The organism is Mycobacterium ulcerans subsp. shinshuense (assembly GCF_002355775.1).
GTDB classification, from domain to species: Bacteria; Actinomycetota; Actinomycetes; order Mycobacteriales; family Mycobacteriaceae; genus Mycobacterium; species Mycobacterium marinum.
Genome location: NZ_AP017624.1, coordinates 3,268,853 through 3,293,588, shown reverse-complemented (window position 1 = coordinate 3,293,588; position 24,736 = coordinate 3,268,853). Strand labels below are relative to the sequence as shown.

Here is a 24,736-nt window from a genome sequence, read left to right as displayed (position 1 = left end):
GCGGCACAGCGTGATTCATGGTCCGAGCATACGTTTTTGAGCGCGGAGTCGGATGCGACCTTGCTGTGCTTGGAGCAAACCATCTCCCGGACAACAACGTCCGGCGCGTACACATCGGCCCAGTCGAAAATCTCATCCACACTCAAGAGGCTGGAGTAGCCACACACGCGTACTGCAGAAAGACCCCATCGGCGAAGTGCCCCAGACTCAAAGCGACGAACAATGCACCAAAAGGCCCCAGGAAAGGATTGATGCCTTTGATGCGTTGCATCGAAAACCCAGCGTCCTCAAACATTCGCACCATGCTGCTGCGGGTGAAGAAGCGCAGGTGCGTGCGGTCGAAGATGCCAAAATCCTTCTGCGGGAAGTCCCTTCGGAAAACTACTTTGCCCAGCGCGGGCAAGTAGCGGATGTTCGGGATCGAGGCGACAACGACGCCATCGGGCTTGAGTTTGGGTCTGAGCCGCTTGAGCGTGTCCAGCGGATCCACCAGGTGCTCCAACACGTCGTTACAGACGACCGCGTCAAAGTAGTTGTCGGGTAGCTCGGCAATTCGGGTGCTGGCGTCGCCGGCAAGGACATGGTCGAGCAGTTCGCCGGCACGCTGGGCTGCCCCTTCGTTGTACTCGAGGCCCCATACTTCCGCGCCGGTGCTCTGCTTCACGATGGCACCGAACACGCCCTCACCACAACCGAGTTCGAGCACGCATTGCGCGTCGGCCGGTAGGAATCGCAACATCTCCGGCCGCTTGTGACCGTAGTACTCGGTGACGCTCGTTGTCTCCGGCAAGATACGCATGACTTATCCGTCCCGAAGGGCGAATAGCCCTGATTCGCATCTACTTTCAGTGCTCATTGTGACGATGCTGCGGCTTCTTCCGGCGCCAACTGGGCAAACAGGTGGTCCGCTAGGCCTCGTACGGTGGTGATGTCGGTGGAGCTGATTTGTATCCCGGTCTCGGTTTCGATGCGGGTGCGCAGCTCGAGGTTGCCCAGGGAGTCGAGCCCGTACTCGGAGAGCTGACGGTCCGGATCGATGGTGCGGCGCAGGATCAGGCTGACCTGCTCAGCCACCATTCGCCGCAGCTGCCCGGGCCACTCATCCAACGGCAGCGCGTCCAACTCGCTACGGAATTTGCTGGACCCCGAACGGCCTTGCTCCAAGGCCTTGAACGCTTCGGCGAACTTGCTGCGTTCGGCAAAGGCGGTCACCCACGGTGCACCAATGATCGGAGCGTATCCGGTGTAGGTGCGGTTGTGGCGGAGCAGGGTTTGGAAGGCGTAGGCGCCTTCGTCGGGGGCGATGGCGGCGTCGCTGCTTTCGGCCAGGGCGATGGCGCGGCCGATTTCGGCCCAGGGGCCCCAGGCGATGGCGGTGGCGGGCTGGTTTTGGTTGTGGCGCCAGTGGGTGAAGGCGTCGAGCCAGCTGTTGGCGGCGGCGTAGGCGCCTTGGCCTGGTGAGCCGAGCATGGCTGCTGCGGAGGAGAAGGAGCAGAACCAGTCCAGGGGTTGGTCGGTGGTGGCTTGGTGGAGGTGCCAGGCGCCGTAGACCTTGGGGGCCCAGTCGCGGTCGAGGAGTTCGTCGGTGATGTTGGACAAGGTGGCGTCTTCGACGACCGCGGCGGCGTGGAGCACTCCGCGTAGGGGCAGGTTGGTGGCGGTGGCGTTGGCGACCAGCCGTGCTGCGGTGGCGGGTTGGGCGATGTCGCCGCATTCGACCACGACATCGGAGCCGATCGAGCGGATCAGTTCGATGGTTTTGAGGGCTTTTTGGCTCGGTGCTGAGCGGGAACTGAGCACGATGCGTCCGGCCCCGGCGGTGGCCATTTTTTCGGCCAGGAACAGTCCCAGCCCGCCCAGGCCGCCGGTGATGATGTAGGAGCCATCGGCGCGCAAGACCGGTACCTGTTCGGGAGGCAGGACCACCGCACTGCGTCCGCTGCTGGGGATGTCGAGCAGCAGTTTGCCGGTGTGGTCGGCGGCGCCCATCACCCGGATCGCGGTGGCCGCCTCGGCCAGCGGGTAGTGGGTGTCTTGGGGCATGGGTAACACGCCCTCGGCGGTGTGCTGCTAGACCGTGGTCAACAGCTCGCGGATCAGTCGGGGATGGGTGATCGAGAGCATCCCCAGATCGACACCGTAAAACGACAGGTTGCGCCGGAACGGGAACAGGCCCATCTTGGTGTCGCCGTAGATGTCGCGTTTGCCGATCTCGACGAACCGCCCGCCCCAGGCCAGCAACTCCAGCCCGGCGCGCTGGGCGACGCCGGTCAGCGAGTTGAGCACGATATCGACCCCGTAGCCGTCGGTGTCGGCGCGGATGGCCTCGGCGAACTCGATACTGCGTGAGTCATAGACATGCTCAATGCCCATGTCGCGTAACACTTGGCGACGCTTGGGGCTGCCCGCGGTGGCATAGATTTCGGCTCCGGCCGCGCGCGCGATCGCGATCGCGGCCTGGCCCACCCCACCGGTTCCGGAATGGATGAGCACCTTGTCACCAGCACGGATACGGCCCAGATCATGCAAGCCATACCAGGCGGTCGCGTGCGCGGTGGTCACCGCGGCCGCTTGCGCGTCGGTCAGACCCGCCGGGATCGGGGTAGCCAGCGCGCCATCACAGGTGACAAAAGTGGCCCAACAACCATGCGGGGACATCCCACCGACTCGATCACCAACCTGATGATCGGTGACATCGGGACCCACCGCGGTGACCACACCGGCGAAATCGGTACCCAACTGCGGCATCTGCCCATCGGGGGAGTTATACCGACCGAAACTGACCAACACATCCGCGAAGTTGATATTGGAGGTGCTGACCGCGACCTCGATCTGACCCGGCCCCGGCGCGACCCGATCAAAAGCCACAAACTCCATCGTCTGCAAATCCCCAGGCGTGCGGATCTGCAACCGCATCCCCTCAGTGTCATGCTCCACCACCGTGGTCTTGCGCTCTTCGGGACGCAACGGCATCGGCGACAACCGCGCCGTATACCACTGGCCACAACGCCACGCCGTCTCGTCTTCCTCAGAGCTCGACAACAACTGACGCGCAACCACCTCAGAACCACTGTGCTCATCAACATCAACATGAGTGGTATGCAAATGCGGATACTCAGCACCAATCACCCGCAACAAACCACGCAACCCAGCCTGCTCCAAATTGGCACTTTCACCACCCAACACCGTCTGCGCACCCCGCGTCACCACAAACAACCGCGGCGCCTCACCCATAATCTCGGGCAACTCCCGAACAACACGCACCACATGCCGAACGTAATCGCTGGTCACGGGGCTGCTGCAGCCCGTCCCGGTCATGACGACCACGCCCGCGAACCGGTGGTCGCGCAGCTGATCGCGGAACCGCTCAGCGTCGGTGATGTGGTCGGCCTGCAGGTGCCAGCTCGTCGTGATGCAGTCGGTGCCAAGCGACTTCAGCGCCTCGGCGAGCCGCGTCGTGAGTCGATCGGCGGTTTCTGAAATCCCGACCAGCAGCCAGCTTTCGGGGTTTGGCGCTTGGGGCTGGGGCAGCTCGCGCTGCTGCCATTCCGTGCCCAGCAGGTGCCGACTCATCAAGCGATCCTGGTCGGCCAGCTCCGATAGCCCGGTACCCATCAGCAGGCCGCGCACCGCCAGTAGCACGGTCCCATGCTCGTCCAAGACGTCGATGTCGGCTTCGGCGTCATGGCCGCAGGCGGTCACTCGCGTGTAGCAGAAGCGTGCGTCGCGGGTCGATGCATGGGAACGCAGCCGACGCACACCCAACGGCAACAGCAAGCCGCCGTTGCCCATTTCCCGCACAACCGGGTGCGCGAGAACCGACTGGAAGCAGGCGTCCAACAATGCCGGGTGGACCAGATAGCCGGCCTGTTGGGTGCGCATCGAACCCGGCAAGCTGATCTCGGCGAGCACCGCATCGCTGCCGCGTTCACAGACATGCGCCGTGACCAGGCCCGTGAACGCGGGGCCATAGTGAATTCCGGTCTTGCCGAACCATTCCCGCAGTTCGTCTCCGTCCAGACGGCAGGCATGGGCGGCTAGCAGCGCCTCGATGTCATAGCCCGCCGGTTGCGAGTCGCGCTCGACCGCACGCAGTAGTGCGGTACTGCGGCGCACCTTTTCGCCGCCGCGAACTGTGTCCACAGCGAAGCTGGCGATCCCGGGTGCCTCGAGCAAAGCGACAGCGCCTGCCGCGGTTTCATCGTCGAGTAGCAGCATCTCGTGGAAGCCGATGTCGCCGACCTCCGACAGATCGCCGAATGCCGTATTGGCAGCCGTGAGCGCCATTTCGCAGTATGCGGCCCCCGGCAGCGCGGCCACACTGTTCACCTGGTGATCGCCCAACCAGGGGAGCGTGGCGGTGCCGATTTCGGACTGCCACGCGTGCCGCTCCGGTTCCTCCAGCAGATCGACGTGCGCCCCTAAAAGAGGGTGCGCTGCAACGCTGTTGGCGCATCCGTGTCGCCTGGTATCCGCCGCTGTGAGCAGGAGACGACGATTCGCCCACACGGGTAGCGGAGCATCCACCAATTGCCCGTCGGGGCATAGCGTTGCGAAGTCCACCGCGGCGCCCGCGCTGTGCAGGTCGGCCACCAAGCCACGCAACCCGTGGGGCAGCGGCTGGTTGCGTCGCATCGCCGGCAGGGCTGCGGCGGGGATATCCAGGCTTGCCGCGGTCTGCTCGACAGCGCGGGTCAGCAGCGGGTGCGGTGACAACTCGCCGAAAACCCGGTAGCCGTCGTCAAGTGCCGCGCGCACCGCTGCCGAAAAACGCACCGCATGACGCAGGTTGTCGACCCAGTAGCGGGCGTCGCAGCGCGGCCGTTCGCGCGGGTCGAAGGAGGTCGCCGAGTAGTACGGGACCTGCGGCGCCAGCGGCTCGACATCCGCCAGTAGTTCGGAAAGTTCGCCGAGGATCGGCTCGACCTGCGGGGTGTGAGATGCCACGTCGACGGCCACCTCACGAGCCATCACCTCGCGCTCTTCCCAGGCTGCGACCAGCTCGCGCACGGTGTCGGTGGCCCCGCCGATCACGGTGGACTGCGGCGAAGCCACCACCGCAACCACAACGTCCTTGGCCCGATGACGGACCAGGTCTTCGCGTACTCGTGCGGCGGGCAGCTCCACCGACGCCATCGCGCCGCTACCCGCGAGCCGGGTGCACAGCCGGGAGCGGCGACAAATGACCTTCACCCCATCTGCCAGCGATAACGCCCCGGCCACGACGGCAGCCGCCACCTCGCCGAGGGAGTGGCCGATGGCCGCCCCGGGATGGACCCCGTATGACCTCATTGCCTGTGCCAGCGCTACCTGTATGGCAAATAGCGTTGGTTGCACCCGGTCGATGCCGGTCACCGTCTCCATCGCCGTCATCGCCTCGGTCACCGAAAAGCCGGACTCGGCGGCGATCAGCGGCTCGAGCTCGGCCACGGTAGCGGCGAAAACCGGTTCATTGGCCAGCAAGTTCGCACCCATGGTCGCCCACTGCGAACCCTGCCCGGAGAACACCCACACCGGGCCGAGATCGTCGCGGCCGACGACGGCCGGATAGGGGGTATCGCCGGCGGCTGCCTCGCGTAATCGGTGGGCCAACTCGGTTCGGTCGCCGGCGATGAGTCCGGCTCGCACCGGTTGATGGGACCGTCGGTGTGCCAGGGTGTAGGCCAAATCCGACGGCGATATTTCGTGATTGTCGATCCAGTCGGCGAGCCGGTCGGCGGTCTGCCGCAACGCCTCTGTCGAGCTGGCGGACACCGTGAACAGCAACGCATCGCCCAACCCGGCTGCGCCGTTGCGGTAAACGGCCGGCTCGGGGGCTTGCTCGAGGATGACATGAACGTTGCTGCCCGACATGCCATACGACGACACCGCCGCCCGCCGAGGGGTCCGGCCGTTGCCTTCCGGCCAAGGCGTAATCGCTTGTGGCACAAACAGTGCGCTGTCGATTTCGGCTAGCTCATCGGGGAGCCGGGTGTGATGCACCATCGGCGGTACCAGGCCATGTTGGAGGGAAAGGACGGCCTTGATGATCCCCACCGCCCCGGCGGCGGCCTCGGTGTGGCCCACACTGCTCTTGGCCGATCCGACCGCGCACGGGTTCCCGTTGCTGCCGTAGACCTGTGCCAGGCTGCTGAATTCGATCGGATCACCAACCGGCGTTCCGGTGCCATGCGCCTCGACCATGCCAACGGTATCGGCGTCGACGCCGGCGACAGCCAGCGCCGCTCGGTAGGCCGCGACCTGGGCGTCGGGCGAGGGGGTCGAGATGTTGTCGGTGCGTCCGTCTTGGTTGGTTGCCGTGCCGCGCAGCACGGCAAGGACTCGATCGCCGTCGCGCACGGCATCGGGAAGCCGCTTGAGCACCAACACTGCGCAGCCCTCGGAGCGGACAAACCCATCGGCGGAGGCATCGAAGGTGCGGCAACGGCCGGTCGGAGAGAGCATGCCTTGCGCGGATGCCGAGCTGAACACATCCGGTTCGAGCATGAGCATGCAGCCACCCGCCAGAGCAAGGTCACTCTCACCCCCGTCCAGACTGCGACAGGCCATATGCACCGCAAGCAAACTCGACGAACAGGCCGTATCCACCGTCATGGCTGGACCGCGCAGGCCCAGGGCATAGGACACCCGACCGGAAGCCATGCTGAACGCGGTTCCCGTGAACGCGTAGGCATCACCCAGCGCGCCGGCATCGTCGGTGACAAATGCGTAGTCGTCATGACACATCCCGACGAACACCCCGGTCAGCGAGCCGCTCAGCGACATCGGTGGCATGCCGGCATGCTCGACGGCTTCCCATGACGTCTGCAACAGCAAGCGGTGCTGGGGATCTATCGCGATGGCTTCACGCTCGCTGATCCCGAAGAACTCCGGATCAAAACCGGCCACATCGTCGAGGAATCCGCCCCAGCGCGACACCGAGTGGTCCGGCACGCCCGGTTCGGGGTCGTAGTACTCATCGGCGTCCCAGCGGTCGGCGGGAATCTCGGTGATCAGGTCGTCCCCGCGCAGCAACGCCGTCCAGAACTTCTCCGGAGAGTCGATGCCCTTGGGGGGCCGGCACCCCATTCCGATCACCGCTACGGGGGTGACATGTGATTTAGCCACAGACCGATCTCTACATCTATTGAAGTAAGTCTCTTGACGTCTATTGGAGTTGGCAGCATTCGCAGCGTAGCCGGTTCGGCCGCCCAGCCACGCAAAGCGAGCGTCTTGGGAAATGCGTGTCGCGGGACCTGTCCAATGCCGCGGCAGCGCGCAGTTTGTCATGTGATGGCCGTTTTGTGCTGCGCCGCAACGAGTCTGCAATTGACTCGCGAGTTGATAGTTCATAGTGTGCTGGTAGTCGGCGAGCCCAACGGAGTGACAGACTATGGCTATTCCCCGCGTGCCACTACTGCCGGTCAACGAGGCCAAGGCCGCCGCCGACGAAGCGGGCGTGCCCAACTACATGGCTGAGCTCAGCATCTTTCAGGCGTTACTGAACCATCCGCGGCTGGCCCGGACCTTCAACGACCTGCTCGCGACCATGCTCTGGCATGGCGCCCTCGACCCTCGGCTGCGCGAATTGGTTGTCATGCGGATCGGGTGGCTTACCGCGTGCGACTACGAATGGACCCAGCACTGGCGCGTTGCCTCCGGCCTGGGGGTCTCCGCCCAGGACCTACTCGGGGTGCGTGATTGGCGCCAATACAACGGATTCGGTCCGGCCGAGCGTGCTGTGTTGGCAGCGACCGACGACATCGTGCGCGACGGCGCGGTGAGTGCCTCGAGCTGGGCGGAGTGTGAGCGCGAATTGCATGGGGACGTAACGGTTCTTACCGAACTCGTCACCGCGATCAGTGCGTGGCGCATGGTTGCTTCGATCCTGCACAGCCTCAAGGTTCCGTTGGAGGATGGCGTGGCGAACTGGCCGCCCGATGGCTGTTCGCCCTAGCGGCAACGTCGCCGCAGTTGCGGAACAGCACGGGTGAATTCTTCGGCCGAGTTCGCGAAGGCTGAACACGTAACGCGTTGAGTGTCATGCGATTCGATTGACATATCGGTCTGGGATTCTTAGCGTCGGGAAATGCGAACCAGAGTGGCCGAAATGCTCGGCGTCGAGTTTCCCATCTGCGCTTTTAGCCACTGCCGAGACGTGGTCGCCGCGGTGACCAACGCGGGCGGTTTCGGGATTCTGGGTGCCACCGCTCACAGCCCGAAACGGCTGGAGAGCGAGCTGACCTGGATCGAGGAGCAAACGCGCGGAAAGCCCTACGGAGTTGACCTGTTGTTGCCGCCCAAATACGTCGGGGCGGAGCAGGGAGGAATCGACCCGGTGCAGGCTCGCGAGTTGGTGCCCGAAGCGCATCGGGCGTTCGTCGAGGAACTGCTGGCCCGCTACGGCATCGCACCGTCTCCGGAAGCCGGAGCGGAGCGGATTTCGCGATCCGGGGGAGGGCTCAACATCTCGCCGAAAGGCTACGAGCCGCTGTTGGACGTGGTCTTCAGCCACGACATCCGCCTGATTGCCAGTGCGCTGGGGCCGCCGCCGAGCGATCTCGTCGAGCGGGCTCACAAGAAGGAAGTGCTGGTAGCGGCCCTGGCCGGGACCACCCAACACGCGCGACGACACGCGGCGGCCGGTGTCGACCTGATCGTCGCGCAGGGCACCGAGGCCGGCGGTCATACCGGCGAGGTGGCCACGATGGTGCTGGTTCCCGAGGTGGTGGATGCGGTTGCGCCGACACCCGTACTGGCCGCCGGCGGCATCGCCCGCGGCCGCCAGATCGCCGCCGCACTGGCCCTTGGAGCCGAAGGCGTGTGGTGCGGGTCGGTTTGGTTGACCACCGAGGAAGCCGAGACGGTCCCGGCGGTCAAGGACAAGTTCTTGGCGGCGACCTCCTCGGATACCGTGCGTTCGCGGTCGATGACGGGCAAACCGGCACGGATGCTGCGCACTGCCTGGACCGACGAATGGGCCCGCCCCGATACCCCCGAACCCCTTGGTATGCCGCTGCAGACCGCGCTGATCACCGATTCGCAGATCCGAATCAACCAGGCTGCTGTCCAACCCGGAGCCAAGGCACGAGAACTGGCCACCTATTTCGTGGGTCAGGTTGTCGGTTCGCTTGACCGTGTGCGGCCGACTCGGTCGGTGGTGCTGGAGATGGTCGAGGAGTTCATCGACACCATCGGGCGGCTGGAGCGACTCGCCGATTGATCGTCGACACCTGATTCAAAGCCATCTCAAATACATCGACTTCGGTATCAAAAGCCCAGGTCAGAAGCGTCTAACCTGGCGAAAAGCTGTCAGCGTGCCGGGGGAAAACGTAAAGAATCGGACACGGGCACCGGTTCACGTTGACCCGCGCAGCCCGGTCATGCATGATCGGTCAGGCAAGCACCTCGTTAGGTGAGGCGGCTACACGAACATAGGCCACTGACCCCGAACGTCGAAAGACGCCCCGGGTCAGGACAGCTCCTCCCGGCTTAAGGGTTGAGCCCAGGTGGCTTCCGGTTTACCGGACACGTCGTGTGGTGCCAAAGCTTTGACGAGTGGGGTGCGGATTCTCCGACGTTCGTCGGGCATCTGTACTCCTTTGCGCATGGAAATCGTGCGGTTATCCGCACGCGTCGTGGTTGTGAGGAGGTGAGGGACGCATGAGTTCCAGTGGCAGTCCGGATCGATATCCGGGCTATGTTTCGTCCCGATCCGGCCCCAAGCGCGACGTCCTCAGCTGAATCTGCCCACGCAGATGGTCTGCGGACCAAACGCTCTTGGATCGGAATCGCTAAGGGACGGGACATATCAGTCCAATTCATTCTCGTTTCGAACCTGTCCGGGAGGGCATCATGACCGTAGCTGTTTTCGACGAAGTGGTAACCGTATCGCCCGCGCCGCGGCTGACGGTAGTACGCGATGGAACGCCACCTCCGGCTCCGGCTGCCAAGAAGAAGTCGGCCAACCGCAGCGACTTCGTCGGGGGCGACCCGCTGGTCGCCGGCGCGGCTCGGTTGCTGAGCGTTCCGGTGCGCCACGTCTACGCCGCACTCTGGCGCGTTGGATTGCTCGAAGTCCAGGCGTGAGCCATGGATTGCGAGCATCGCAGCCTTACGAGCGAGTCCGTAGCTGACGCACGGTTCCAAGGGGTTGCCACGCCACAGACGTAGGCGTCTGTGTTCTGTGGCTTGGCAACCCCTTGGAACTATTGGCGCGCAACAACCGCGTCCGCGCGCCGGGTTGATGCAGTCGGCGTTGGGCGGCGGCCCCGCCCTTGGCGTCGACTGCGGCGTTGGTTCCGGAATGGACTTGGGCGCCGACCCGGTCAGTGTACGGTCAACTCATGTCCGTACTGATTATTGTCCCGGTGTTTGGGCAGCATGAGTACACGCATGCATTGGTCGGTGACTTGGAGCGCGAGAGCGCGGAGTATCTGATCGTCGACAACCGGGGCGACTACCCCAAGATCGGCAATGAACGCGTTGTCACGCCGCGTGAAAACCTGGGCTGGGCGGGGAGGGGGGGAGTGATCTCGGATTCCGAATTGCGTTCTCGGAAGGGCACTCCTACGCGATGACACTCAACAACGACACCCGGATCTCAAAGGGATTCGTCGCCGGCCTGCTCGATCCGCGCCTGCCCGCCGATACCGGAATCGTTGGGCCGATGATCGATCACGGGTTCCCGTGCGCGGAAGATGACCAGAAACCCGAGGCCGCGAACTACATTCCCCGACCGCGATATCGGGCGGTAAGTGCGGTCGAGGGAACCGCACATGCGTTGTCTCGAGAATGCTGGCGGTCGGTCGGAGGCATGGACCTGCGCACCTTCGGCCGCTACGGGTGGGGCGTGGACCTTGATCTAGCCCTGCGTGCTCGCGATGCTGAGTTCGGTTTGTACACAACCGAGATGGCGTACATCAACCATTTCGGCCGCGGAACGGCCAACAAGCATTTCGGGAAGTTTCGGTACTTGATCGGCGCCAACTCCGCCATGGAGCGGGCAATGCGGCGTGTTCATGGCCGGAAGTGGCGCAAGCTATTTCCCCCCGGGACGCTGCCGCAAGCGGCGCCGGGAAGCCCGATCGCGTACACGACCCACCAGCTCGAGCAGTGACTTCGGCCGCTTCCTCAATCTGACGACAACCTCTCGGGATAACTCTCAGGAGGTGGGCTTTGAAGCTGATGGTGACGCGATGCAGGCGTATTGCAGGTATCGGCCATCGGCGAAGTATCCGAGGGTCAGTACGGCCAGCGCTACGCCAATGGTCCCGTTCCAGGCGTTGATTCCCGCGATCCGGCGTACCCCGAAGCCTGACGTCTTGAACAACCGCACCAGGCTCCTGCGGGTAAAGAAGCGAATGTAGGTGCGGTCGAAGGTGCCAAAATCCTCCTGCGGGAAATCCTTTCGAAACAGCACCTTGCTCAGAGCCGGTAGGAAACGGATGTTAGGGACCGCCGCGACGACGACGCCATCGGACGTGAGCTTGCACCGAAGCTGTTTCAGCGTCGCAGTCGGGTCGACCAGGCGCTCCAAGACGTCGTTACAGACGATCACGTCATAGTGGTTGTCCGGCAGCTCCGCGATCCGCTCGGCTACGGCGCCGACGAGTACCCGGTCGATAGCCGCGCTGGCCTGTTGGGCCGCTTGTGAGTCGGACTCGATGCCCCAGACCTCTGCGCCAGTACGCTCCTTGAGCGTTGCCCCGAGCGTGCCCTGCCCGCAGTGGAGGTCAAGGATCCGTTGTGCGGTTGTTGGAACGAACCGCAATATCTCCGTCTGCGTCGGGCGGTAATACTCAGTAACACTTTTCGATTCTCTGGCGATGTGCATGGCTGCTATTCCGTCCTGTAAAGCGAAGCGCCCCCGAGCATAGCCCCGTCGCGCCGGTCGTTATCGGGGTTCCAGCAACCAGATCCTGCTAGGATCGCTTCGTGTTGGGTGAGGCCTCAACCGGGGGGAATACCGATATGGCCAGCTCTCGGGAGCTGCGTTTCTCTATCGTCATTCCCGCACACAATGAAGAGGAATACATCGCTTCCACCCTCGAACACGCCAGTAGCCTTTCATATCCCACCGAGTCCTTTGAAGTAATCGTGGTGGAGAACGGCTCCTCGGACCGCACCCTCGATGTCGCAAGACAGTTCGAGGGCCGCAACGTCCGCGTCTTCACCAGCGACACGGCCGGAGTATCGGCAGCAAAGAACTTCGGTATCGACCGGCTGTCACCGCACAGCGACTGGGTGGTCTTCTTGGATGCGGACACGATCCTGAAGCCCAATTTCCTCCTCGATCTCGATGCGCAGTTGCGGGCATCACGCAAGACGCTCTCCGTGGGTACCACGAAGATTCTGCCGCTCGGTGGCGGCCGGCACGCGCGCGCCTGGTTCGCCTGTTATGACCTACTGCACCGGTTGGGTGGCTCATATGCCATCCAGATAGCCAAGCGTTCGCTGTTTCCGGAGCTCAGATTCGACGAGCATCTCATCATGGGGGAGGACCTGCTGCTGATCAAGCAGGCCCGCAAGCTCGGCAAGTTCTTCTATGTGCCAACGGACACGGTCTATACCTCGACCCGCCGGTTCGACACCGTCGGGTACTGGCGGCTCTATTTCCAGTGGGCCTCGTTCGAAATATTGCCGCGGCGGCTACAAAAGCGCCCTGGCTACAAAGTCATCCGATAGATCGCTTTCCTACCGGGGAGTATTGGCCGCCCGGACGCCGGCGGCACAGTCTTGGACTGTTAGTCGACCATCGGGTCCGAAAGCATCCTGAATGGAACCACGCCGTGCGGGCCGTGCTCAGATGGTGCCCATACCGTTTGTGACCAGGGCAATACCTGCCAAGCCGACAGCAACGGCGATGATCTGGCGCCGGTGGGCTCGCAACCAGTTGCGCAGCCACAGCATGGTTGCCTCGGTGCGGCCGGGGTGCACCAGGTAGCTGATCAGCGGGATCTCGATGATCGCAAGCATTACCAGCAGATAGACGAAGATCGCGCTGAGCTGCGTGCCCATTGCGGCCCCTGAGGCCCCGATGGCCGTGAGCGCCACCAGGTATTCGACCGGCGGTGGGCCGGCCGAGCTGAGGCCAACCACGAAGGCGGCCCAGGGAAACCCACCTTCGAGAGCGCCCTGAGCGCTCGCCATCAACCGGGAGAAGCGGGTCGGGGTCTCCGCGACCATCAGCGTCGACGAGTCTCCGGCGCCGGAAGCGACCAGCGCCGGTGAGCGCACCGAGAACCCCGTCGCGACCAGGGCAGCGACCAGCAGCGCGACGACGCCCAAGCCGACTTGTAGGTGCCCGACAACCGACGTTGCCGCCAGCGACGAGACGTTGTCGACAATGGCGTTGGCGAGGTCACCCAGCAGCAGTAGAACGGCCAGCGCGACGCCGATCCCGGTCGCCATACCGCCGAACCAGAATGCGAGCAGGTTCACCATCGGGCGCGGCTTGGAGACCAGGAAGATGGCAACCCCGAGACGCACCGGCTCGGTCGCCGTCATCACCGCCAGGATCAGTACCGTGGTCCACATCTTCCCCTCCTTCCCCTCGCCGACTCAGCTAACCGACACCTCATTTTCCAGAAGATCTGCTGCCCGCGTGGCGCTTTCGCCAGGTTTGCTCATCTCATTTGCAATCGTGCGGGCGCGGGCGACGTAATCGGGACCCAAAATGCAGCGGAGATCGCTGACCAATGTCTCTTTTGTGGTCGACACCAAACGACGTCCAGAGCCAATTTTTAGCCGTTTGATCTGCGCCAACCAGATCGGTTGTTCTATCCAGATCCAAAGGATCAGGGTCGGGAGGCCAGCCCGCATACCCGCGGCGGTTGTTCCGGCCCCGCCGTGGTGCACGACTGCGCGACACGCCTGAAATACCGCGGCGTGCGATACCCCGGAGACCAACTTCACGTTTTCGGGGGCCTGCAAGCCGCCCAGATCATTCGAACCGGTGCAAATCAATGCACGTTCGCCCAACTCCGCACACGCCGCGCTGATCATGGCGATTATTGCGGCGGGCGATTCCACCGGCATGCTGCCGAAGCCGAAGTAGATCGGCGGCGTTCCGGAAGCGATCCACGACAGCACCTCGTTGTCGGATTCTGTCGGCATTTCCAGGGTCAGGGCACCGACAAACGGTCGGCGATCGCCCCATTCCGCCCACTCGGCGGCCAGCCCGGGAAAGCAAAGCTCGTCATAGGCTTGGATCTCGAGTGAGCGGCCTTTCAGAATTCGCGAAGTCGAGGATGAGGACGCCTTGGCCATACCAAGCTCGCGTCGTTGCGCTTCCTCGGGATTTTTGGTTACGCGCCAATGCACCCACCACAGCGCTGAGATGACCGAGCGGTTCAAGCGCGGCGACAAGATCGGAATGACCCGGCTGTTCACCCGCGACGGGAGGAAGGGCATCGTTGCTAGCGGAATCCCGTAATACTCCGCGGCGTTCAAGGCGATGCCCTGGTGGATCATGCCGGTCAGGACCAGGTCGGCGCCGTCTGCCAGCGTTTTCAGGGTTCCCGCCATGTCGGACCAGGCCTGGCGCAGATCCGATATGCCCTCGCGCACCAACTTGATCGAAGTTTGCGGCTTCCAGAATTCCTGGAGGTTGTCCTCGTCGTTGAGCAGCTCGTCGGTGTCGGGGCCGTAGGGCACCGCCTCCAAGCCCGCTGCCGCGGCCACGCCGGTCAGGTTGGGGGGTACTGCGACGCGTACTTCGTGGCCTCGGCGCGATAGTTCCCGCCCGAGTCAGGGCTCCGGCGTTGTTGATTAGCAGGCTTGTGAGCTGGGTTGATGATCTTTGGTGCCGCGCTATTGGGGCCGGAGTGTAGGCACGGGCTATCTGGAGAACGATCGAGTTGGTTACTGTTCGTCGTTGGTCTGGAGTTGCCCGTGCCTACCGTTTCAGTATTGCCTGTGTCGTCGGTTCCAGAGGTGTTCGACCGCTGGAGTCCTGGTGGGCGCAGCGAGCTCATCGGATCGGAGTTTTTCGATGTGTTGGCCTCGGTGCCAGACCCGAGGGACCCACGCGGTCGGAGGTATTCGCTGATGGCTTTGTTGGCGATCGCGGTTCTGGCCACTGCCGCGGGGATGCGCGGCTATGCTGGTTTTGCCACATGGGCGGCCACCGCTCCCGATGATGTGTTGGCCCAATTAGGGGTCCGGTTCCGGCGGCCCAGTGAGAAGACCTTCCGTGCTGTTTTGTCTCGGCTAGACCCCGCCGACCTCAACGCCAGGATGGGCAGTTACTTCACTGCACACGTGGCCAGCAGCGACCCCAGTGGATTGGTGCCGATCGCGTTGGACGGCAAGATGCTGCGTGGTGCTTTACGCGCCAAAGCGACAGCCACGCATCTCGTGTCGGTGTTCGCCCACCGTGCCCGATTGGTGCTCGGTCAACTCGCTGTCGCCGAGAAAAGCAATGAAATTCCCTGCGTACGTGCCCTGCTCACGCTGCTGCCGGGTAGCTTGCGGTGGCTGGTCACCGTGGATGCGATGCATACCCAGGTCGTCACCGCGAAGTTGATCTGCGCCACCTTGAAGTCGCACTACCTGATGATCGTCAAGTCCAACCAAGCCAAAATACTTGCGCGTATCACCGCGCTGCCCTGGGCCGAGGTGCCCGCAGCCGCTACCGACGACTCCCGCGGCCACGGCCGTGTCGAGACCCGCACCCTGCAAATCATCACCGCTGCACGAGGAATCGGCTTCCCCTACGCAAAACAAATCATTCGGATCACTCGTGAACGCTTGATCACCGCCACCGACCAGCGCAGCGTGGAGGTGGTCTATGCCATCTGCAGCCTGCCGTTCGAGCACGCCCGCCCTACCGCGATCATGACCTGGATGCGTCAACACTGGGGAATCGAGAACAGCCTGCACTGGATACGCGACGTCACCTTCGACGAAGACCGTCAAAGGGCACATACCGGAAACGGCGCACAGGTCCTAGCAACGCTACGCAACACCGCGATCAATCTGCACCGCCTCAACGGCGCCGACAACATCGCCGAAGCCTGCCGGATCACCGCTTTGACCGCCAACCGCCGCCTAGACCTCCTCAATCCACAATTCCCCAGCTCACAAGCCTGCTAATCAACAACGCCGGAGCCCTGCCGCCCGAGTGCAGTGCACGGTTCGACATCGCCTCGCGTGCCGTTTATCGCCAGTGCAAATTTCATCAGCGGCCCCCAACCACTTCTTCCGTCCTTAAAACCCCAATCGACCCAGCTACCCGGCCCCAGTCATCCGAGTAACTCCGCCTTGAGCGAATAGTCGGCAAGTGTTTGCTCCACCAGTCCTCTGAGGTACTGGTTCGAGTTCTCGGCGCCGGGTTGGTAAGCCGATACGCTGATGAATACCGAGTTTTCGAGCCGCCCGGAAAACAGATATAGCTCGCCGCTTTCCCGTTCAAAGCGTTGTCTGGTGGCTCCCCGGTTGAACATGCGCGCGGAGGAATACCGGGCCCCGGTTCCGTCGACCCGGGTCAGAGCCTGACTGAGCTCGCCAAGATTGGAACAACCCACCGGCAGATCCGACGTTCCCATGGCCAGCACTTCCATTTTCCGGGCCAACCATTTCGGTGTGTAGGGCACCAGTGGAAGAGGCTTGAGCAGCTCGTTAGGGGTGTCTTTCAGCGCGGACAGGCTTTGTTTCGTCTCGTTGCGGATGAACTGCAAATCGGTTCGCGCGCGATCGAGGTCGAGATCGAAGGTGATCGCCGTGACAGCATTCGCCCGAGTGTCATCGTTGGTGCGTTCGCTGACCGGCATGATTATCGTGACGGCGCCATCTGTCGCCCGCACCCGGCCCATGAGTTGGGCAAGTCGGGTAGCAAAGGACACGAACAGCGAACCACTGGACCCGCTCAGATCGAGAGCACAGGAATCCCAGGTCTCCAGATCGCAGAACGCCGTCACCGATGGAGTCACGATCGGTTCATCGGCGCCGTCCGACACGGTCGGCGGCTTGCCGGTTTGGCCTGCTGCTCCGGTATCGCGTCTGAGCACGATGAGGATCAACGCGAGCAGGGCCCGGAAGACCTCTGGCAATCCACGAAGGGCATCCCATAGATCGACGAGCAGGCCTTCCATCCGGCCGCGCGATCCCGGCGGCGGATATCCGAAGTCCCGGGTGATGCCGTTGATGGCCTCGAAGACGGCGAGGCCACCGGCGACACCGTCCACCACCGAGTGGGTGATGACCACGCTGACCGCCGTGCCGCCGTCCTGCAGCGGAAGGACCCCCAAATGCCAGCAGGGCCCATACGCGGGGTCAACTGGAATCTGTGCGCGTTCGTCCAACCACGCCGTAATTTCGCTTCGCGGCCGGGGCGTCGCGGCGACGTCGATGTCAGGCGCTTCGTGGTAGGCGACCCATCGAGGACGACCGAAAGGCAACGGAGAGCGCTCGATCCGGCGCCCCAGTAGCCCATAGCCAAGGTTCTCGTTGAACCGCCGCAACCCGTCCATGTCCGCTTCGCGGTCATAAATCCACAAAGTCTGACCGACCGTTTCGAAACCGGTAGCCCGCAGCCTCAGGAAAGCCGCCTGGTCGAGAAAGGCGATCCTGTTATCCGTCATGGCCGACGAGCTGCGGGTCCGAGACTCGTTGAGCACCCCTTGTTTTCCGCCTAGCCGGTACGCCATGACGTCAAAGGAGACACCGTCGCAGGGGGTTCGTAGGTATGCCGGCTGTAGGCGAGGTGCAGCTGACTGCCGGTGCGCGAGGGCGCCGGCATCACGTCGCGTCCTTCGGCCACCCGAACAAACGCGGACTTCAGCGCCTCGACGTAGCGGGTAACCGATTCACGGGCCACCGGGTTGTTCGGGAACAACACCGTCAGCTGGGTCTCTTTCTCGAGCCGGTTCACCCGGATGTCAATCTGACCCATCATGCCGCCATCGTGGCAGAGGCGGGCGCGCAAACCTTCCACATGGGAGTTCGCCATAGCGGACAGCGGCGGAATGCCGGCGTCCAAGTAGAACAGCAAGGGTGCTCCCCACTGCCCCTCACGCAGCCACGGCACCAGCTCCATCACGCAGTCCAAGGGCACCTCCGCCAGGTCGCGACCGGAGTCGAAGGATCCCTGGGCTGCCTTGACAATCTCGCCGAACGACGATCCCACGGTCGGAACGGTGATCGGCACGAAGCCGGTGAACCATCCGGTCGTCATGAAGTCTTCTTCGGTGCGGCGGATGTCGATTGGGACAATCGCGTAGTACTCGTCGGCTCCGGTCAATTCGTGTTGGACCACGGCCGAGATTGCGAACACGCCCCCGCAGAACCGGGCCCCCGCCGACATGCAGACGGCTTCGAAAGCCAGGGTCTGGCGCTCGTCCATTAGACGGACGCCCATCATTTCGCACTGCGCGGAGGTATCGCCAAGCGGCAGTGGGAATTTGGGAAGGGAGCCGTCGTTGTTGTCGAAGAATTCGGTCCACTTGCTCATGACCGGGGAATCCAGGGTGAGACCGGAGATGTGCTCACGCTGCCGGTTGCAGTAGTTGTCGTAGCTGCCCGGTTTGGCCAACCGCAGCGGAGCTCCGCCGCTGACGAGGGCCAGGTACATCAGGTGAATCTCGGCAAACACCACGCCGACGAACATCGCGTCACAGTGAAGGTGGTCAATGGCCACGCAGAAGGTGAAGTGGTCCGCACGCTGAATGATCGAGAAGCGCACGCACCCCCACTCCAGCGGACTCGGGGTGGCCAACAGATGCTCGCGCCATTGACTCTGGGTGGTCAGCTCACCGTGTTCGACGGCGACGAACTGAATGTCGTTGGGCCGCTCGAGGGTCCGGCGCACGAAGTGATCGCCCTCGGTGTGCTCGAACCAGCTGCGGAAGGTGTCGTGACGGCGCATGTGTGCGTTGACGACGTGCGTCATGGTGCGGATGTCGCAAATTCCGGGGATGTCCCAGGAGGAAATGAGCAACCGCGACATTTCCAGTCCGCGCTCGCGGTAGGACCGGAAGTTGCGAAGGTGATGGGCCTGCATGTAGCTGGGCGGCACCGGGCTTATCGGCGCTTTGGCGGCCTTGGCGAGCGAGCCACGCGATGGCTGCCACGACACCAACGTGCCCGGCTCAGGATGCCAGTCGCTGATTGTCCCAGCTTCGACCTTCCCTACTCTGACCATTTCTCCTCCAAGTCGCCCAGCAGGTTGCGGTGCACCGGAGAGCTGCAGGTGGTCCACAAAACCTGAAACGGTTGTGATGTTTGCAGGGGCCCCGTTGAGCCGGGCTTCAGATAGCGGCTTTGGTCGCTTGGGCTCGAGTCGGTGTTGCCACGCTGCAACATCACCCGCGACGTGTCGGTTTGGCCGGCCCCCAATACCGGCCAACCGACTGGGGTGGTGACGGCACTCGACGTGCCAGGTAATGTGGTGTTCACATGCCCCCTCTTAGTTGGCTGCGCCTTTGCAAAGGCACGACCACTCTGCCGTCGGTATAACTACGCCGACGCTGTGAGGACCCTTCATCTGGGTATTTACTTGTTAAACGCTGGTAGAGCAGAGCCTAGTTGATAGGCGGGCGTTAGATTTCGGTTTTCGCTGCATTGGGATTGAACTGGGTGCTAAGTGCGGGGATTTATGCGTCGGGCCCAGCATCGGCGCGCCTGCGACCAGGTAGTATTGCCGCAACAGTGTTGATCCGGCTATCACCGGTTAGCTTTCGGAAGAACAGCCTAAAAGCCCAGTAGAACCGAACGGTTGGGTCCGTTACAGCCCAAATTGAGCGGCCGCACTCAGGTGCGGCAAGCGGGGTGGTACCGCGGCGCTCGCGCACTGAGCGCGTCGTCGTCCCCGTGCCGTGTGATTTCTGGCACAGGAGACCGATGACTGACAGCACTTATCCGCGCAGCAACCTGGGCGCCGACCACCGTGGCGGCTCTCCGGACTTTCCGGAACTGGAAACCCAGGTGCTTGATTACTGGGCACGTGACGAAACTTTCCGGGCCAGTATCGAGCGCCGCGACGGCGCGCCCGAGTATGTCTTCTACGACGGGCCCCCATTTGCTAACGGCCTGCCCCATTACGGTCACCTGCTCACCGGTTACGTCAAGGACATCGTTCCGAGGTACCGAACCATGCGTGGATTCAAAGTGGAGCGCCGTTTCGGCTGGGACACCCACGGGCTGCCGGCCGAACTCGAGGTCGAGCGTCAGCTGGGAATTACCGACAAATCCCAGATCGACGCGATGGGGATTGCCGCGTTCAACGGTGCCTGCCGCGCGTCGGTTTTGCGCTATACCGACGAATGGCAGCAGTACGTTACTCGCCAGGCTCGGTGGGTCGACTTCGACAACGACTACAAAACGCTCGATCTCGGCTACATGGAGTCGGTGATCTGGGCGTTCCGGCAACTTTGGGACAAGGGGCTGGCCTACGAGGGCTACCGGGTGTTGCCCTACTGCTGGCGTGACGAAACCCCGTTGTCCAATCACGAGCTCCGGATGGATGACGACGTCTACCAAAGCCGCCAGGATCCGGCGCTTACGGTTGGATTCAAGGTGGTTGACGGCGAACCGCAGGGGGAGCTGGCCGGGGCCTACCTGCTGGTGTGGACGACCACGCCGTGGACTCTGCCGTCGAACCTCGCCGTGGCCGTGCACCCGGATGTGACGTATGTGCAGGTACGCGTGGGGGATCGCCGCCTTGTGCTGGCCGAGGCGCGTCTAGCGGCCTACACGCGCGAACTCGGCGAAGAGCCGGAGGTGATTGGCAGCTATCGTGGCGCCGACCTCTTGGGCATACGCTATCTGCCGCCGTTTGCGTATTTCATGGATTCGCCAAACGCGTTTGCGGTGTTGGCGGGCGAATTCGTGACCATCGAAGACGGTACGGGCATCGTGCACATGGCACCCGCCTATGGTGAGGACGACATGGCGGTTACCAGCCCGGTCGGCATCGAGCCGGTGACACCTGTGGATGCCAAGGGCCGCTTCGACTCCTCAGTGCCCGACTACCAAGGGCAACACGTTTTTGATGCCAACGCCCAGATCATCCGTGACCTGAAGAATCAGAGCGGTCCGGCGGCGGTCAACGGTGCGGTGCTGATCCGCCATGAGACCTACGAGCACCCGTATCCGCATTGCTGGCGGTGTCGCAACCCGCTGATCTATCGCGCCGTGTCCTCGTGGTTCGTCACAGTGACTAAATTCCGGGAGCGGATGGTTGAACTCAACCAGCAGATCACCTGGTACCCCGAGCACGTCAAAGACGGTCAGTTCGGTAAGTGGTTGCAGGGTGCCCGGGACTGGTCCATTTCACGAAACCGGTATTGGGGCACTCCGATCCCGGTCTGGAAGTCCGATGATCCCGCGTATCCAAGGATCGATATATACGGCAGCTTGGATGAGTTGGAGCGCGACTTCGGCGTCCGGCCCACCAACTTGCACCGGCCCTACATCGACGAACTCACCCGTCCCAATCCCGACGATCCCACCGGGCAGAGCACGATGCGACGCATTCCTGACGTGCTCGACGTGTGGTTCGACTCGGGATCGATGCCGTACGCACAGGTGCACTACCCGTTCGAGAATGGGGACTGGTTCTTGGGCGGGGCGGCCGGCGACGCCGGCGCCCACTACCCGGGCGATTTCATCGTCGAGTACATCGGACAGACGCGCGGCTGGTTCTACACCCTGCACGTGCTGGCCACCGCGTTGTTTGATCGACCGGCGTTCAAAACCTGTGTAGCGCATGGCATTGTGCTGGGTTCTGACGGCCAAAAGATGAGCAAGTCGTTGCGCAACTACCCGGACGTCGCCGAAGTGTTCCACCGGGATGGTTCCGACGCCATGCGGTGGTTCCTGATGGCATCGCCGATTCTGCGCGGCGGCAATCTGATCGTCACCGAACAGGGCATCCGCGAGGGCGTACGGCAAGTGCTGCTGCCATTCTGGAATGCCTATAGCTTCTTGGCTCTGTACGCACCGAAAGTCGGTACCTGGCGCACCGATTCGGATCATGTGCTGGATCGCTACATCCTGGCCAAGCTCGCGGTGCTGCGCGATGACCTCACCCAGGCCATGGAGGTCTGCGATATTTCGGGGGCTTGTGAACAGCTGCGCCAGTTCACCGAGGCTTTGACGAATTGGTATGTCCGAAGGTCGCGTTCGCGGTTCTGGCAGGAAGATGTCGATGCCATCGACACACTGCACACCGTGCTGGAGATCACCGCGAGGTTGGCGGCACCACTGCTGCCGCTGGTCACCGAGGTGATCTGGCGTGGGCTAACCGGCGAGCGCTCAGTGCATTTGACGGACTGGCCGCAGGCTGGCGAGGTCCCCGCGGACGCAGAACTGGTGGCCGCGATGGACCAGGTCCGTGAAGTGTGCTCGGCCGCGTCTTCGCTGCGCAAGGCCAAGAAGCTGCGGGTACGTTTGCCGCTGCCGAAATTGACCGTGGCAGTCGAGAGTCCACAAGCGCTAAAGCCGTTCACCGACCTGATCGCCGACGAACTCAACGTCAAGCAGATCGAGTTGACAGATGCGATCGGCACCTACGGCCGGTTCGAACTGACCGTCAACGCTCGGGTTGCCGGTCCCCGGCTGGGCAAGGACGTGCAAGCTGCCATCAAGGCGGTCAAAGCCGGCGAAGGGGTTGTCAACTCCGACGGCATCCTGACGGCGGGTCCGGCGGTGTTGCGGCCCGAGGAGTACAGCTCCCGGCTGGTGGCCGCCGACCCGGAATTCACGGCGGCCTTGCCGGGCGGTGCGGGCCTAGTGGTGCTGGACGGAACCGTCACACCCGAACTCGAGGCCGAGGGCTGGGCCAAGGACCGCATCCGGGAATTGCAGGAGCTGCGCAAGTCCACCGGGCTCGACGTTTCCGACCGCATCCAGGTGCTGATCTCGGTACCGGGGGAGCGCGCCGAGTGGGCGCGCACTCACCGCGATCTGATTGCCGGCGAAATCCTGGCCACCACTTTCGAATTCGGTGAACCCGACGATGGCGTCGAGATCGGAGACGGGGTGCGGGTGGCAATCGCGAAATCTGGCGGAGCAGGGGTGTCCGGGCGCGAGCAGGCCTAAGACGTCAGCCGGCGCTGGTTGGGTCGCGCCCTGTGATCGCTACCCGATCCATCAGGGCGCGGGCGGACCGGATCGTCGAGCGGACCTCCTGCAGCAGTTTGGCCGGATGCTGTTGGTCCAGGTTGCTGAGCCGGTTGTAGCGGTCGATGCCGAACCCCGCTGACTCCAGGTGAATCCGCAACGGTAGACCCAGCGTGCGGAGCCCCTCGAAGTGCAGGTAGGGCACCACCGGCTGGCCGGTCACCAGCAGGCAGGTCGACTGGTGCATGCGCGCCGTCTGGGCGGCGAAGGTGTAGGTATCGGCGGAGTTGGCTCGACGGTTGTCCGGGTCGGGCGACGGGGTTTCCAACAACATGACCGGCACGCCGAGGCCGTTGCCCTCCGGTGGAAAACTCCACACCGCCCGGTCGCGTTGCGGGTTATCCACCCGTTGTCGTATGTGCGCGGTCACCTCACCGGTGTCCAGCCCCAGTACGTCCTTTGCTGCTGCCACCAGGAGCTCGAACTCCGTGCGTGCCCCCGGCGCGCAGACGGCTACGGCATCCAGTTCGGATTCCAGTAGCTTGCGTGATGCTGCCGCCAGCACACCTGGCCGATGCGCCGGCCGGTAGCCATCTCTCGTGCGTAGCCCACCCGCAGCTGGTTGGTATAGCGTCCACCGCCGATCACCAAGAGGTGATCGAAGTCCGCGCCCTCGGGCGTGGTGGCTGTGACCAGACCCAGTTCGCTGGCCAACGCCGTGATCTGTGCCAGTTGGGTGGCGGGCAGGTCCAGGCGCGGGATCAGCCATCTGACCGCGCCGGCCGCGTCCTGACTGTGTAACCGGCCGGTGGCGGAGGCCCGGGCCCGCCCCCGGTAGTCCCACACCTTGCTGAATTCGTCGAGCAGCGCAAGTCGAGTCGGGAGGTCGCCGGCGGGTGGGGAGCCGCCGAACATTTCGACCAATTCCGTCAGAGCGGGCTGAGTGCTCCAGGCCTGGACCTGCTGACAGATTCCTGCCACGAAGTCATCGCCGGACCGGCCGAAGGTAGTTGACTCGCTATCGGACGGACACACCGTGGTTCCTTACCGTTTCTCAATACCCTTATTTGACATAGCTTTTCGATATAAGTCAGGCTTTGGGTTTCTGTGCACGCCAGCGTTGCCTGCCGGCCTGAACCTCAACTTCGACATCGTGAAATCCCGCTGCGCGCAGGCGATTCGGGAGGTCCGTCGGTGGAATCGGATTGCAGGTGTCGCGAAAGTGCAAGATGCTGAACAGTAATGAAGGAATCCCGTCGCTCCCGGCGAAGACACCACCGGGGCGCAGCACACGATAGGCCTCGGCGAACAGTTCATCCTGCAGTTCAGTGGTAGGGACGTGATGGAGCATGGTGAAAGACACCACCGAGCTGAACTCTTCGGCGGGCAGCCCGGTGTCGGTGCCGTCGCCGTTGATGATGCGTGCCTGCTCCCCATAGCGCTCTTGTAGACGCCGCGCCATGGCTGGGTCGATTTCGACCGCTGTGAGCTTTGGCGTCTTGTCCACCAGCACCCGAAGAAAGGCTCCGTAGCCCGGCCCGATCTCGAGGGCGTTGTCACCGAGGTCCACATCGGCGAGAACCCAGGGCAATACCTGGCCCTTGACCTCATTTGCCCAGCGGTCAGAGTCGCAGCACAACCTATGCACAAGGTTCATTGCCATACTGACCGACGTTAGTCGAGATCGCCTCCG

General features: G+C 63.3%; 12 protein-coding genes, 4 pseudogenes and 1 riboswitch. Of the genes and pseudogenes, 7 read left to right on the top strand and 9 right to left on the bottom strand.

Features of this window, described 5'->3' with window-relative positions; all coding sequences use genetic code 11:
- Nucleotides 1-142 precede the first annotated feature (142 nt).
- Entirely contained in the window at nt 143-799 is a 657-nt protein-coding gene (locus tag SHTP_RS14720; protein ID WP_096370989.1) for a class I SAM-dependent methyltransferase, read from the bottom strand.
- Nucleotides 800-852: 53 nt separating this feature from the next.
- A pseudogene (pks2, locus tag SHTP_RS14715) lies at nt 853-7,107 on the bottom strand (sulfolipid-1 biosynthesis phthioceranic/hydroxyphthioceranic acid synthase).
- Between the two features lie 265 nt (nt 7,108-7,372).
- On the opposite strand from pks2, the gene SHTP_RS14710 reads away from it, so the two are divergent.
- The 4 genes and pseudogenes from SHTP_RS14710 (at nt 7,373) to SHTP_RS14695 (ending at nt 11,098) form a co-directional block, all read left to right on the top strand.
- Nucleotides 7,373-7,936, top strand: a complete 564-nt coding sequence (locus SHTP_RS14710; protein WP_096370988.1) for a carboxymuconolactone decarboxylase family protein — start codon at nt 7,373-7,375, stop codon at nt 7,934-7,936.
- Between the two features lie 132 nt (nt 7,937-8,068).
- Complete coding sequence (locus SHTP_RS14705; RefSeq protein WP_096370987.1) at nt 8,069-9,202, top strand: nitronate monooxygenase; 1,134 nt, start codon at nt 8,069-8,071, stop codon at nt 9,200-9,202.
- 177 nt (nt 9,203-9,379) lie between these two features.
- Nucleotides 9,380-9,549, top strand: a riboswitch (M-box (ykoK) riboswitch).
- 285 nt (nt 9,550-9,834) lie between these two features.
- Complete coding sequence (locus SHTP_RS14700; protein WP_011739657.1) at nt 9,835-10,068, top strand: Rv1535 family protein; 234 nt, start codon at nt 9,835-9,837, stop codon at nt 10,066-10,068.
- Nucleotides 10,069-10,310: 242 nt separating this feature from the next.
- A pseudogene (locus SHTP_RS14695) lies at nt 10,311-11,098 on the top strand (glycosyltransferase family protein).
- A gap of 45 nt (nt 11,099-11,143) precedes the next feature.
- Here the strand turns inward: SHTP_RS14695 and SHTP_RS14690 are convergent.
- Nucleotides 11,144-11,815 (bottom strand): class I SAM-dependent methyltransferase, encoded by a 672-nt coding sequence (locus SHTP_RS14690; protein ID WP_096370986.1) that lies wholly within the window; start codon nt 11,813-11,815, stop codon nt 11,144-11,146.
- A gap of 101 nt (nt 11,816-11,916) precedes the next feature.
- On the opposite strand from SHTP_RS14690, the gene SHTP_RS14685 reads away from it, so the two are divergent.
- Nucleotides 11,917-12,666 carry a glycosyltransferase family 2 protein gene (locus SHTP_RS14685; protein WP_231991471.1) on the top strand — a complete coding sequence of 250 codons (750 nt, stop codon included), beginning with the start codon at nt 11,917-11,919 and terminating at the stop codon, nt 12,664-12,666.
- 117 nt (nt 12,667-12,783) lie between these two features.
- Here SHTP_RS14685 and SHTP_RS14680 read toward each other — a convergent pair whose 3' ends face one another.
- The gene (locus SHTP_RS14680) at nt 12,784-13,518 is read right to left on the bottom strand and encodes a GAP family protein (protein ID WP_096370984.1); all 735 of its coding nucleotides are present in this window, start codon (nt 13,516-13,518) and stop codon (nt 12,784-12,786) included.
- 24 nt (nt 13,519-13,542) lie between these two features.
- Nucleotides 13,543-14,730, bottom strand: a pseudogene (locus SHTP_RS14675) (glycosyltransferase); the annotation flags it as partial.
- 144 nt (nt 14,731-14,874) lie between these two features.
- Between SHTP_RS14675 and SHTP_RS14670 the strand changes: the two are divergent.
- Entirely contained in the window at nt 14,875-16,077 is a 1,203-nt protein-coding gene (locus SHTP_RS14670) for an ISAs1-like element IS2404/ISMul1 family transposase (RefSeq protein WP_420872986.1), read from the top strand.
- A 149-nt stretch (nt 16,078-16,226) separates the two neighbouring features.
- Here SHTP_RS14670 and SHTP_RS14665 read toward each other — a convergent pair whose 3' ends face one another.
- Both SHTP_RS14665 and SHTP_RS14660 read right to left on the bottom strand, forming a co-directional pair.
- Complete coding sequence (locus SHTP_RS14665; protein WP_231991644.1) at nt 16,227-17,171, bottom strand: hypothetical protein; 945 nt, start codon at nt 17,169-17,171, stop codon at nt 16,227-16,229.
- A 443-nt stretch (nt 17,172-17,614) separates the two neighbouring features.
- A complete protein-coding gene (locus SHTP_RS14660; RefSeq protein ID WP_172900550.1) occupies nt 17,615-19,123 on the bottom strand; it encodes a condensation domain-containing protein in 1,509 nt (502 codons plus the stop codon).
- Between the two features lie 698 nt (nt 19,124-19,821).
- Between SHTP_RS14660 and ileS the strand changes: the two genes are divergently transcribed.
- Nucleotides 19,822-23,022, top strand: coding sequence for an isoleucine--tRNA ligase (ileS, locus tag SHTP_RS14650; protein WP_096370981.1), 3,201 nt, complete (start codon nt 19,822-19,824; stop codon nt 23,020-23,022).
- Nucleotides 23,023-23,026: 4 nt separating this feature from the next.
- Here ileS and SHTP_RS14645 read toward each other — a convergent pair.
- Nucleotides 23,027-24,078 (bottom strand): annotated as a pseudogene (locus SHTP_RS14645) (hypothetical protein).
- A 55-nt stretch (nt 24,079-24,133) separates the two neighbouring features.
- The gene (locus SHTP_RS14640; protein ID WP_172900549.1) at nt 24,134-24,706 is read right to left on the bottom strand and encodes a class I SAM-dependent methyltransferase; all 573 of its coding nucleotides are present in this window, start codon (nt 24,704-24,706) and stop codon (nt 24,134-24,136) included.
- Nucleotides 24,707-24,736 lie beyond the last annotated feature (30 nt).

Coding starts and splice junctions, on each gene's coding strand:
- SHTP_RS14720 (WP_096370989.1), bottom strand. CDS start 799: ATGCGTATCTTGCCGGAGACAACGAGCGTCACCGAGTACTACGGTCAC.
- SHTP_RS14710 (WP_096370988.1), top strand. CDS start 7,373: ATGGCTATTCCCCGCGTGCCACTACTGCCGGTCAACGAGGCCAAGGCC.
- SHTP_RS14705 (WP_096370987.1), top strand. CDS start 8,069: ATGCGAACCAGAGTGGCCGAAATGCTCGGCGTCGAGTTTCCCATCTGC.
- SHTP_RS14700 (WP_011739657.1), top strand. CDS start 9,835: ATGACCGTAGCTGTTTTCGACGAAGTGGTAACCGTATCGCCCGCGCCG.
- SHTP_RS14690 (WP_096370986.1), bottom strand. CDS start 11,815: ATGCACATCGCCAGAGAATCGAAAAGTGTTACTGAGTATTACCGCCCG.
- SHTP_RS14680 (WP_096370984.1), bottom strand. CDS start 13,518: ATGTGGACCACGGTACTGATCCTGGCGGTGATGACGGCGACCGAGCCG.
- SHTP_RS14660 (WP_172900550.1), bottom strand. CDS start 19,123: ATGGTCAGAGTAGGGAAGGTCGAAGCTGGGACAATCAGCGACTGGCAT.
- ileS (WP_096370981.1), top strand. CDS start 19,822: ATGACTGACAGCACTTATCCGCGCAGCAACCTGGGCGCCGACCACCGT.
- SHTP_RS14640 (WP_172900549.1), bottom strand. CDS start 24,706: ATGGCAATGAACCTTGTGCATAGGTTGTGCTGCGACTCTGACCGCTGG.